Here is an 11,797-nt window from a genome sequence, read left to right as displayed (position 1 = left end):
GAGCAATGGCAGTTCCACGAGCGGGATCGCTGTATGTGCGGCCGCTCGGTCGGACACTTCGGGCGTTCACCCGATACCGACAACTCAGCGGGGACTGTGTTAGCCGATCCTCCGTACGCGAACGCTCGAAGCGCTCCGCGACACGGGAATTGGGTCGATAGTTGTCATTGCACCAACAATACGACGAATCGTTGTTGCGCGGCGAGTGACGATTTTGTGTCGATCACTGTTGTCGATTGCGAGACGCAACGATGAGGAGAAAGAACACGCCCGCGTGCACACCCCGACCGGCGGGAAGGCCCCTGCCCGGTAGGGCGGCCAGCCAACTGCGTCGGCCCCGCGTCAGCCCGATGCTTCTCCCTTGCTGGCTGTTTCTCCCTTCCCGGCCTCGATGGTGCGGGGTGCCTCGGACGCGAGCCGCGTGACCTCGATCCGCCTCGGCTTCGCACGATCGGCAACCGGGATCATCACGGTCAGGACGCCGTTTTCGTAAGTGGCAGAGATGTTCTCGGTATCCACACCGTCACCGAGGGACAGCTGCCGACGATAGGTTCCGCTGAATCGCTCGGACGCGAGCCATTGCACGTGTTCTTCGGACGGCGCACTGCGGTGAGCGGTGAGCGTCAAGGTGCCGTTTTCGACGTTGACATCGACCGATCCGGGATCGACGCCCGGCAGGTCGGCGTGGAGAACATAGTGGTCGCCGACGCGGTAGAGATCCATGGGCATGAACTGTGGGACACGGGACGTGCCCATGGCGTGCGAGAACAGGCTTCGAGTGAGGACATCGACGTCTGTGAAGGGATCGAAGCGCAGCACAGCAATACACCTCCTGAGCATCCACGGTGCCCGCCACCCGGCGGGCAGCAGATCAACTGTGCATTCCAAAATTAGCACTCACCTAGAGCGAGTGCCAACCGATCCGACTGGGGTTCACTGTGTATGAGCGTGCACCAATCCGACTGGCGCACAAGGTCACCGGAACGTCGACGTGGTCAGTGGCCGCCTCGTCGGAACAGCCGGTTGCCGAGCCATACGATCGGGTCGTATCGCTTGCCGACCACCCGCTCCTTCATCGGGATCAGGGCGTTGTCGGTTATGTGGATATCCTCCGGGCACACGTCGGTGCAGCACTTGGTGATGTTGCACAGGCCGAGTCCGAACTCGTCCTGGGCAGCGTCGCGGCGATCAGCGGTATCGAGCGGATGCATCTCGAGCTCGGCGATCCGCATGAGATACCGCGGGCCGGCGAACGCCTCCTCGTTCTCCTCGTGATCACGAATCACATGACATGTGTTCTGACACAGGAAGCACTCGATGCACTTGCGGAACTCCTGCGAGCGCTCCACGTCGGCCTGCTTCATCCGGTACTCCCCCGGCGCCAGCCCGGGCGGCGGGGTGAATGACGGGATCTCGCGGGCCTTGGTGTAGTTGAACGAGACGTCGGTGACGAGGTCACGGATGACCGGAAAGGTGCGCAGCGGCGTCACCGTGACCGTCTCGTCCTCGGCGAACGTCGACATCCGCGTCATACACATCAATCGGGGGCGGCCGTTGATCTCTGCTGAGCATGAGCCGCATTTGCCGGCCTTGCAGTTCCACCGCACGGCCAGATCCGCAGCCAGGGTGGCCTGGATACGGTGGATGATGTCGAGGACGACTTCGCCCTCGTTGACCTCCACCGCGTAGTCCCGCAGGTCACCGGCGGAAGCATCGCCCCGCCATACCCGGAACTTCGCCTCGTAACCCATGTCACGTCGCCCTTCCCGGGTGCCCCTCCAACTCGGCATCCGTGTAGTACTTCTCCAGTTCGTCGACTTCGAACAGTCCCAGCAGGTCCGAACGCATGGGTGGCTGCTCCTCGCGGGTGACGATCACATCCGGGACAACGGCAGCCTCTCTCCACTCCCGATCGCCGGACACCGTGCTGCACACCAGCAACGTCGAGCGCCACTGCGCGTCCATGTCCGGATAGTCGTCCCGGGTGTGGCCTCCGCGGCTCTCCGTACGCATCAGTGCCGCGCGTGCGACACACTCGCTGACCAGCACCATGTTCGATAGGTCGAGCGCGAGGTGCCAGCCCGGATTGAACTGCCGGTGCCCTTCGACGCTCACCCCAGTAAGACGTGCCTTGATCGCTTCCAGCTTGGCGATGGCTCGCTCGATCTCCTCCTCGTTGCGGATGATGCCGACGAGGTCGTTCATCGTCTGCTGCAGTTCGGTGTGCAGCGTGTACGGGTTCTCGCCCGCGCCGGTGTCCGCCGAGTCGAACGGTGCGACCGCCGCACCGGCGGCAGCTGTGACGTCGGCCTCGACGACGACCGGGCGCGCCTCGAGCGACTGGACGTAATCGGCCGCACCAAGCCCCGCACGCCGACCGAACACGAGCAGGTCCGAGAGCGAGTTCCCCCCGAGCCGGTTGGATCCATGCATGCCACCCGAACACTCACCCGCCGCGAAAAGGCCTGCCACCGTGGACGATCCCGTGTCCGGATCGACTTCGATACCGCCCATGACGTAGTGGCAGGTGGGACCGACCTCCATCTGCTCCTTGGTGATGTCGACGTCGGCGAGCTCCTTGAACTGATGATGCATGGACGGCAGTCTCCGCACGATCTCGTCCGTGGGCATTCGGGACGCGATGTCGAGGTAGACGCCGCCGTGCGGGGTTGACCGGCCGGCCTTGACCTCAGAGTTGATGGCGCGGGCGACCTCGTCGCGCGGAAGTAGGTCCGGGGTACGCCGATTGTTGTCAGGGTCGGAGTACCAACGGTCAGCCTCCTCCTCGGTCTCCGCGTACTGCCCTTTGAACACCGTCGGGATGTACGAGAACATGAACCGCTCACCGTCGGAGTTCTTGAGGACCCCTCCGTCGCCACGAACGCCTTCGGTGACGAGGATGCCCTTGACGCTCGGCGGCCAGACCATGCCGGTCGGATGGAACTGGACGAACTCCATGTTGATCAGGCTCGCCCCGGCGCGAAGTGCGAGCGCATGTCCATCCCCCGTGTACTCCCACGAGTTGGACGTCACCTTGAACGACTTGCCGATGCCACCGGTCGCCATGACGATGGCGGGCGCCTCGAACAGCACGAAGCGACCCGACTCGCGCCAGTAGCCGAACGCGCCGGCGATTCGGTCGCCGTCCTTGAGTAGTTCAGTGATCGTGCACTCGGCGAACACCTTCACACGGGCCTCGTAATCACCGGTCGCGGCGAAGTCCTCCTGCTGCAGAGCGACGATCTTCTGCTGCATGGTGCGAATCAGCTCGAGTCCGGTGCGGTCGCCGACATGCGCAAGACGCGGGTAGGTGTGCCCGCCGAAATTGCGCTGACTGATGCGGCCGTCCTCGGTGCGGTCGAACAGTGCGCCGTACGTCTCGAGTTCCCAGACCCGGTCGGGTGCCTCGCGTGCGTGCAACTCGGCCATCCGCCAGTTGTTGAGGAACTTGCCGCCGCGCATCGTGTCCCGGAAGTGGACCTCCCAGTTGTCCTTCGCGTTCGCGTTTCCCATCGCGGCCGCGCAGCCACCCTCGGCCATGACGGTGTGCGCCTTACCGAACAGCGACTTGCACACCACGGCCACCGAGAGCCCCCGCTCCCGCGCCTCGATGACCGCTCGCAGACCCGCGCCACCGGCGCCGATGACCACCACGTCGTAGCGGTGTCGTTCGACCTCGGCCATGCAAACTGCCCCTCTCGCTGAATCGCTTCGTGACGCCGGATCGTTCCGTGACGCCGGAATGGTCGGAACTCAGTTGATCAGTCGCAGGTCCGAGATGGTGCCGCTCGCAACCAGCATGATGTAGAAGTCGGTGAGGATGAGCGTCCCCAGCGTGATCCACGCGAACTGCATGTGCCGAGTGTTGAGTCTGCTCACCCACGTCCATAGCCGGTAGCGGACCGGGTGTGCAGAAAAGTGCTTGAGGCGACCACCCGTCACGTGGCGACACGAGTGGCACGAGACCGTGTACGCCCACAACAGGATCACGTTCGCCGTGATGATCAGCGTGCCGAGACCGAGACCGAAACTACCGTTCGGCCCCTGGTACGCACGGATAGCGTCGTACGTGTTGATCAGCGAGATGACGACCGCGAAGTAGAAGAAGTAGCGGTGCGCGTTCTGAATTATCAGCGGTAGCCGCGTCTCACCTGTGTAGCGAGCGTGCGGTTCGGCGACGGCACACGCGGGTGGCGCCAACCAGATCGAACGGTAGTAGGCCCTACGGTAGTAGTAGCAGGTCAGCCGGAAAGCCAGCAGGAACGGCAGCGAGAGGAAGGCGAGCGGGATCCACATCGGCAGCTCGCCGACCCAGACGCCGAGGTGACTCGCACCGGGAACACAAGACGCGCTGACGCACGGCGAGTAGAACGGCGTCAGATAGTGATATTCGTCCACCCAGTACGCGGTGCGCACGAACGCGCGGATCGTCGCGTACACGACGAACACCGTCAGCCCGAGAGTGGTGAGCAGCGGAGCAAGCCACCACCGGTCGGTGCGCAGTGTGCGCGCAGCAATCGCCGCCCGAGCCGGCGACGGAACGCCGATCTCGGCCACGCGCGGCGCCCTCACGCGTTCTCGTGCGGGTTGCCGCCGAGACCCTCGTCGTCCGCGCCCTGCCACAGCGAACGGTCGTACGGGGTGTCGGGCACCTGCACACGCTCGGTAGTGACGCCAGCTGTCGGGCGCGGCGGCGATTCGTCCAGTTCGCTGGCGTCGATGTCGAGACGGTCGACGTCGTTGGCGAGTCGGCGCACGACAGTCGCATCGCCGTAGATGTTTCGCAGCGACCCCACGCACTGGCGGAGATGGCCGATGGTGCGCTGCAACTCCATCACCTCGGTGGTGGTCATCCGTACCTCCGAAAAGCACTGGTCGAGTACTCAGTCGGATCGGCGCGGCGGCTCAACTGTCGGTCCGCCACCCGCTCCGCCTACACGATGTGATGGCACTCACAGTACGTGAAGCACCGCCTCGGTGCGCGGATTGTCAGGATGCCAGCGTTTCGAGCCAGTCGGGATCGAACCACCCGGCCGCGGCAGCTGCGAACCCAGACGCGTCCGGTCCCGCGACCCCTTCCGGAACACGTCCCACCAGTGACGACCCGGTGACGACCGGAAGGTCGTCGAGATTGCACCGAGCCGCAAGGTCGGGGTGTCGCGGCCATGAACCGACGACGAATCCACTGCACTTGACGCGCGCCGAGGCGAGCGCTTCCGCCGTCAGCGCGCAGTGATTGAGGGTGCCCAGACCCGGAGCCGCAACCACGACAACGGGAGCGTCCAGGTCAACGGCGAGATCGCGGACCGTGAACCCGCCGGCGCCGAGGCGTACCAGCAACCCACCGGCGCCCTCGACCAGCGTGACGTCGTGCCGGGCGTCGAGCTCTCTCACCGCCGACAACACCTCGGCACGGGTCACCAGCGGTATCCCACTGCGCCGTGCTGCGGTGTCCGGGGCGAGCGGCTCGGGAAAGCGGGCCAACTCGACTGTCGTGCTCACGCCGCTCAAGCGCGTCACCTCTGCCATGTCACCCGGCTCATCCGGACCGACACCGGTCTGCGCGGGCTTGCACACCGCGACCGAACGGCCCGCCGCACTCAGTGCTGCCGCGAGCGCGGCGGTGACGACGGTCTTGCCTACATCCGTTGACGTCCCCGACACAACCAACACGCTCATGCCGGAGCCGCCACCATCCGGTCCCAAAGCACTTCGGACAGAACGGATTCAATGTGTGACATCTCTTCCGTGTCGATCGTCGCACGCGCCGTCAAACGCAGACGCGAGGTACCGGCCGGCACGGAGGGCGGACGAAAGCAGCCCACGTGCAGCCCTCGCTCCCGACATGCCGTGGCCGCCGCCAACGCTAGGTCCGGATCACCGAGGATGACCGACACCACAGCCGATTGGGGCTCGTCGCTTCCAGCGATCCGGGCGAGCTGCCCCGCCCGGTCGAGTACTGCGGTCACGCGCTCGGGTTCCCGGATCAGCACAGCCAACGCCGCCCGGGCAGCACCCACCGCAGCCGGGGCAAGGCCGGTGTCGAAGATGAACGTGCGGGCGGCATCGACGAGATGGGCTCGTACCTTGGCCGATGCCAGCACCACGCCACCCTGGCTGGCCAGCGACTTCGACAGGCTCGCGGTGACGACGACGTCCGGCGCTCCGGCCAGGCCGACCTCCTCGACGAGCCCACGGCCGCCGTGACCGCGGATGCCGATACCGTGCGCCTCGTCGACGAGCAGGACTGCTCGATGCTCCCGGCACACGCGGTGGAGTTCGAGCAGCGGGGCGAGATCGCCGTCAGCGCTGAAAACCGAATCGGTAAGCACGAGCGCGCGTTCCTCGGTGCGCTCGGCGAGTGCCCGGGCGACGAACGCGACATCGGCGTGGGGAGCGACGACGACCCGCGCCCCGGAGAGGCGGCACGCGTCGACCAGGGACGCGTGGCAGCCGGCGTCGGAGACGATCAGTGAGCCCTTGCCCGAAAGCGCAGTCACCGCGCCGAGATTGGCCGCATAGCCGCTCGCGAACACCAGACCGGCCTCGGAGCCGACGAACTCGGCGAGCTCACGTTCGAGCAATTCGTGATCGGATGTCGTGCCGGTGACCAGTCGAGAACCGGTCGCTCCGCCGCCCCAACGATTGAGGGCATCCACGGCGCCTGCCAACACCTCCGGATGCCGAACGAGCCCGAGGTAGTCGTTGGAGGCGAGATCGATCAGGGGGTCGGCGACACTGCGTGGACGCAGCTCACGCCGGAGACCGGCCGCTTGCCGCTCTCTCTCGACGTCGTCCAGCCAGGACAATGCAGCACATACAGCGCCGCCGGTGCGTTCGATACCCACCCAAAGCACGATACAAGCAGACTTGAACGCCGTTCAATTGGGAGGCAGCGTCAATTGTGAGGCAGCGCGGATAGTCGCACTTGGCTGTGGGCGGCCGCGACCATGCCGGCCGCGATGCGGTCGACCTCGTCGACGGAACACACGTACGGGGGCATCGCATAGATCAGGTTCCGGAACGGTCGAAGCCACACTCCGGAAGCGACGGCCGCATCTGTCGCGGACTGCATGTCGACGGGATCGGAGAGTTCGATTACTCCGACTCCGCCAAGGACCCGCACGTCCGCGACACCCGGCACATCTCGTGCCGGAGCCAGGCCACGTTCGAGACCCTCGTTCAACGCGGAGACCTCGGCGCGCCAGTCCCGCGCGAGCAGCAACTCCACCGCAGCGGCCGCGACGGCGCAGGCCATCGGGTTCGCCATGAACGTCGGACCGTGCATGATGCCGCCGCCCGGGCCCGCACTGATCGTCTCCGCTATCGACTCCTTGCAGAGGGTCGCGGCGAGGGTGAGGTAGCCGCCTGTGAGCGCCTTGCCGACGCACATGACATCCGGCGTGACTCCGGCATGGTCGGCGGCGAACAGTTCGCCGGTGCGGCCGAAACCGGTCGCGATCTCGTCGAACACCAGGAGTAGGCCGTGCTCGTCACACATCCTGCGTAGCTCCCGCAGGTAGTCGGGGTGGTGGAAACGCATGCCGCCCGCGCCCTGAACGACGGGTTCGACGATGACCGCGGCTAGTTCGTCGCGGTGCTCGACCACGATTCGTTCGAATTCGGCGACGTAGACAGGGTCGAAGTCTCGCGGAGGCGCAGGCGCGAACACCTGCTGGACGAGGACGTCGGTCCACATCGAGTGCATGCCGCCGTCCGGATCACAGACACTCATCGGTGCGAACGTGTCTCCGTGATAGCCGCCCCGCCAGGTCAGTAGGCGATGCTTCTCTGGTCGGCCCGTGCTCCTCCAGAACTGCAGGCACATCTTGATGGCAACCTCGACCGACACGGAACCGGAATCCGCAAGGAACACCTTGTCGAGACCTTCCGGTGTGATTTGGACCAACAGCTCCGCGAGGCGGGCAGCGGGCGCGTGGGTGAGCCCGCCGAACATCACATGACTCATGCGGCCGAGCTGGTCGGTGACGGCGGCGTCGAGGACCGGGTTGCGGTAGCCGTGGATAGCCGACCACCAGGAACTCATTCCGTCGACCAGTTCGGTGCCGTCCGCCAAGGTCAGCCGAGCGCCCTCCGCCGACTCGACGACGAGCGGGCCGGTCGAGGCCGGAAATGCTCCATAGGGGTGCCACAAGTGGTTGGTGTCGATTTCGACGATCCGATCGGAGGGCATGCGCACGGAGTTCACGCCGCCCGACTGTAGGCGCCCAGCTGATCGCTCGCTGCAACAGGTAACGTGAGGGAAGTGCCGTCGACTCTCGGTCCGCGGTGCGCGTCGACCCGATTTCAGCCCCACCCAGCACACCGAAGAGGATTGCGTGTTCCTCCAACCCGCCGATAGATCCACCGGGCAGCTGGGCTCGGCGAACCGCGTCCCCACAGTTCGCAGGGGCGACCTCGATGGCGTTCGCGGTCTGGCAATCGCCCTCGTCGTGGTCTACCACGTGTGGTTCGGCCGCGTCTCCGGCGGCGTCGACATCTTCCTCACATTGTCAGGATTCTTCTTCGTAGGCTCTCTGCTGCGGACCGCCGAGTCGATGAAGCCGTTGGATCCGGTCCCGGTCGTGCGGCGCGTTACCCGCCGTCTCGCACCTGCGCTGGTACTGATCCTCGCGGTGGTCGCTGCGTTCACGATCCTCCACTACCCCGCGACGGCCTGGTACGACACTGCGAGACAGACGACGGCATCGCTGCTTTTCCTACAGAACTGGCACCTTGCCGATACGGCGAGCGACTATCTGGCTGCGGATCCGTCCGTCAGTCCGCTGCAGCACCTGTGGTCGATCTCGGTCCAAGGCCAGTTCTATCTAGCCGCACTGGCGGTGGTATTTGGCGTGGCGTGGTTGTTGCGGTCACGGGGCTATCCGGTTCGGCTGCCGCTCACGGTCCTGCTCGCGGTGTTCACGGCAGCCTCGTTCATCTACGCGGCGACCAGTTCGATGCCGCAGACCTGGCTCTACTACGACACCGGCGCACGCATGTGGGAGTTGCTGGCCGGCGGTCTCCTGGCGTGCGTCGCGCCGTGGTTGCGCTTCCCCCGATCGACGCGGATCCTGCTGTCCTTCGCGGGTCTCGCGGTCCTTATCGGGTGCGGGGTGTTTCTCGACGGCCGCAACCAGTTCCCGGGACCGTGGGCTCTGGTTCCGGTGGGCGCGGCCCTGGCCCTGATCATGGCCGGATATTCCGGGTCCGACTCCGACAACGGCACTGACAACCCGGTCACTCGTCTGCTCACGACTCGCCCGCTGCACCGTCTCGGAGACATGGCCTACGCGCTGTACCTGTGGCACTGGCCGCTCCTGATCGGGTATCTCGTGTTGCTCGACAAGCCCGACGCCGGATTCACGGGCGGTCTCGTCGTCATCGGGCTGTCCCTGGTGCTCGCGGAGGCGACCACCAGACTGATCGAAACACCGATTCGTCGACCCTCCGGATCGGGACGTACCAAGACGGTGCTGATCGCCTCCGTCTCCGTGGTCGCGGTCGCGATCGCCGGGGGGTCAGTGTCCTTGACCGCGTTCATCGACCGCAGGGCGGACGAGTCCACACAACAGACCGAACTCGACCCGCTGATCTATCCCGGCGCCGCGGCACTCACAGAAGGCGCCGACGCACCTCCGGAGCGAGAACAACCGTCGCGGTTCGTCGCTCATGCGGACCTCCCGGACTCCACGCCCGACGGCTGCCTGGCGCAGGATGGTGAGACGTTCGCGCGCACCTGCACGTACGGTGACCCCAACAGTGCCCGCACGCTCGCACTCATCGGAGGCTCACACGCCGAGAACTGGCAACCAGCCCTCGACATCCTCGGCCGAGAACACAACTTTCGAGTGCAGACCTACCTGAAGGTGGGATGCCCGGCGGTGTTGCCACCCGGACCCGACTCGGAAATCGGCGAATGCGAGCAGTGGACGTATAGCGTGATCGACGCGCTCGACGCGATGCCCCCCGACGTCGTGTTCAGCACCTCGACCCGCCCGCGGCCCGACGGTCCCGGCGACTACACCCCCGCCGGCTACGTCGCGTTGTGGCAGGCCCTCGCCGATCGGCAGCTCCCGGTGGTCGCGATACGCGACACACCATGGCTCGAACGCGATGGCGTCGAGTACCGGGCCTCGGACTGCCTCGCCGGACGAGGCGGCAACGCCGAATCGTGCGGTATCGACCGCGACGCGGTCCTGTCACCGGTCGACCCCGCGCCGACCGCAGCCGCGCAACTGCCGAACGTTCGGCTGCTCGATCTGTCCGACGCTGTTTGCCGCACCGATCGCTGCCAGGTCATCGAGGGAAACGTTCTGATCTACCGCGACTCGAACCACCTCACCGCGACGTACTCCCGGACTCTTGCGCCTCCCCTCGGGCTTGCCCTCGGTCCAGCGACCGGGTGGTGGTGACCGGTCCACCTGGCCCGCTCAACCCGAACCGGTCAACCTACCGTCCTATCGGACACTTCCACGTCTGCGGACTCATCGGGAGGATTCGCGGAGTCGGTGGGGTGCCTTTCCTGCTCCTCGGTGAAGAAGAGCATCGCGGTAGCGCCTACGAGACACAGAACTGACATCACGACGAATCCGCCGTCGTAGCTTCCGCTCTGGTTGACGATGAAGCCCACGACGGTCGGTGCGACGATTCCCGCCAGCGCGAAGCACGCGTCGGCGAAGCCTGCAGCGGTGCCCGGCTGTGTCGGAGCCGCGTCGATCGAAGCTACCCACCAGATGCCCCCGGTGATGAAGCCGAAACCGACACCCGCCGAAATGCAGATCAGCGCAACCGTCAAGTTGCCAGGCACGAACAGGATCGGTGCCACTGACGCTCCGGCGAGCAGCAGGGCGACACCGATGATGACGAACCGCGACCGAATGCTCTCGGTGCGCTTGTAGACACGGTCGACGATGATCCCGCCGGCGAGCGCGCCAACGACACCTGCCGCCCACGGCGCAACCGAGAACGCGCCGATAGCTTGGATGGAGAGTCCGAACGAGTGCTCGAGGTACTGCGGGAGCCAGAACATGAACACCCAGAACATGAACCCCCAAGCGAAATAGCCCAGACCCACGACCCACAGGTTGCGGTTGCGGAGGACCTTTCCCCACTCAGCCTTCGACTCGTGGCCGGTATCCTCGCCCTCCACCTGACCCTCACGGATGTAGCGAAGCTCTTCCTCTGAGACGAAGGATGCCTCACTCGGTGAGTTCTTCAGCCAGGGCAGCGCAACGAACACCCACGCGACACCGGCGACCCCCAAGATCACGAACATGCCCTTCCAGCCGGTGAATGCGATCAGCTGGGTAAGGATGGGTCCGCCCACCAACAGGCTGCCGGATACCGCCACGCCACCGATCAGGGCGAGCGCCTTGCCTCGTTCTTGGATCGGAAGCCAACGGCTGGCGATGCGGGTCGCAGCCGGGAAGCACGGAGCTTCCCCGGCGCCGAGGAAGATGCGCAGCAGGACCAATCCGATGAACCCGCCGGCAAGCGGTGTCAGGGCAGTAGCAGCCGCCCAGATGAACATGCCCACAATGAGCACCCGGCGTGGTCCGAAGCGGTCGACCAGTGGGCCGGACAGCAGTGCGAACAGCATGTACCCGATCGAGAAAGCGGAGCTGATCACACCGTAATGCCCGGCGCTGATCCCGAATTCGTCTCGTAGATCGCTCGCCGCGTAGGAAATCGCGCTGCGATCGATGTAGTTCACCACCACCAGCCCGAGGACGATGCCGATGGTCAACCAACGCGATTTCAAGGCTTGCTCCCCTGCATGATGTAACCGCTGATG

10 protein-coding genes are annotated in these 11,797 nt (G+C 65.5%); 1 reads left to right on the top strand and 9 read right to left on the bottom strand.

What is annotated here, in order from left to right; all coding sequences use genetic code 11:
* Window positions 1-342 precede the first annotated feature (342 nt).
* The 8 genes from EF834_RS17230 to EF834_RS17195 all read right to left on the bottom strand — a co-directional run bounded on the left by EF834_RS17230 (window position 343) and on the right by EF834_RS17195 (window position 8,194).
* Window positions 343-819, bottom strand: coding sequence for an Hsp20/alpha crystallin family protein (locus EF834_RS17230; protein ID WP_127948450.1), 477 nt, complete (start codon window positions 817-819; stop codon window positions 343-345).
* 176 nt (window positions 820-995) lie between these two features.
* A complete protein-coding gene (locus EF834_RS17225; protein ID WP_127948449.1) occupies window positions 996-1,751 on the bottom strand; it encodes a succinate dehydrogenase/fumarate reductase iron-sulfur subunit in 756 nt (251 codons plus the stop codon).
* 1 nt (window position 1,752) lies between these two features.
* Entirely contained in the window at window positions 1,753-3,684 is a 1,932-nt protein-coding gene (locus tag EF834_RS17220; protein ID WP_127948448.1) for a fumarate reductase/succinate dehydrogenase flavoprotein subunit, read from the bottom strand.
* 69 nt (window positions 3,685-3,753) lie between these two features.
* Window positions 3,754-4,572, bottom strand: a complete 819-nt coding sequence (locus EF834_RS17215; RefSeq protein ID WP_127948447.1) for a hypothetical protein — start codon at window positions 4,570-4,572, stop codon at window positions 3,754-3,756.
* Window positions 4,569-4,853 (bottom strand): hypothetical protein, encoded by a 285-nt coding sequence (locus tag EF834_RS17210; protein ID WP_127948446.1) that lies wholly within the window; start codon window positions 4,851-4,853, stop codon window positions 4,569-4,571. Before EF834_RS17210 ends, EF834_RS17215 begins: the two co-directional genes overlap by 4 nt.
* Window positions 4,854-4,989: 136 nt before the next feature.
* Entirely contained in the window at window positions 4,990-5,679 is a 690-nt protein-coding gene (gene bioD / locus EF834_RS17205; protein WP_127948445.1) for a dethiobiotin synthase, read from the bottom strand.
* Entirely contained in the window at window positions 5,676-6,860 is a 1,185-nt protein-coding gene (locus tag EF834_RS17200; protein ID WP_408014534.1) for an 8-amino-7-oxononanoate synthase, read from the bottom strand. The genes bioD and EF834_RS17200 overlap by 4 nt, the downstream gene beginning before the upstream one ends.
* 38 nt (window positions 6,861-6,898) lie before the next feature.
* Complete coding sequence (locus EF834_RS17195; RefSeq protein ID WP_127948570.1) at window positions 6,899-8,194, bottom strand: adenosylmethionine--8-amino-7-oxononanoate transaminase; 1,296 nt, start codon at window positions 8,192-8,194, stop codon at window positions 6,899-6,901.
* 145 nt (window positions 8,195-8,339) lie between these two features.
* Between EF834_RS17195 and EF834_RS17190 the strand changes: the two genes are divergently transcribed.
* Window positions 8,340-10,415 carry an acyltransferase family protein gene (locus EF834_RS17190; RefSeq protein ID WP_127948444.1) on the top strand — a complete coding sequence of 692 codons (2,076 nt, stop codon included), beginning with the start codon at window positions 8,340-8,342 and terminating at the stop codon, window positions 10,413-10,415.
* A gap of 32 nt (window positions 10,416-10,447) precedes the next feature.
* On the opposite strand, the gene EF834_RS17185 is transcribed toward EF834_RS17190, so the two are convergent.
* Window positions 10,448-11,764 carry an MFS transporter gene (locus EF834_RS17185; protein ID WP_127948443.1) on the bottom strand — a complete coding sequence of 439 codons (1,317 nt, stop codon included), beginning with the start codon at window positions 11,762-11,764 and terminating at the stop codon, window positions 10,448-10,450.
* Between the last annotated feature and the right edge of the window lie 33 nt (window positions 11,765-11,797).

The organism is Rhodococcus spongiicola (genome assembly GCF_004011835.1).
In the GTDB taxonomy this organism is placed as follows: domain Bacteria; phylum Actinomycetota; class Actinomycetes; order Mycobacteriales; family Mycobacteriaceae; genus Prescottella; species Prescottella spongiicola.
The sequence above is the reverse complement of the archived record's forward strand: the minus strand, read 5'-3'. Positions and strand labels throughout refer to the sequence as shown.

What these genes read in the sequence shown, in the direction of transcription:
- EF834_RS17225 (WP_127948449.1), bottom strand. Translation starts at nt 1,751, where the DNA reads ATGGGTTACGAGGCGAAGTTCCGGGTATGGCGGGGCGATGCTTCCGCC.
- EF834_RS17220 (WP_127948448.1), bottom strand. Translation starts at nt 3,684, where the DNA reads ATGGCCGAGGTCGAACGACACCGCTACGACGTGGTGGTCATCGGCGCC.
- EF834_RS17210 (WP_127948446.1), bottom strand. Translation starts at nt 4,853, where the DNA reads ATGACCACCACCGAGGTGATGGAGTTGCAGCGCACCATCGGCCATCTC.
- bioD (WP_127948445.1), bottom strand. Translation starts at nt 5,679, where the DNA reads ATGAGCGTGTTGGTTGTGTCGGGGACGTCAACGGATGTAGGCAAGACC.
- EF834_RS17195 (WP_127948570.1), bottom strand. Translation starts at nt 8,194, where the DNA reads ATGCCCTCCGATCGGATCGTCGAAATCGACACCAACCACTTGTGGCAC.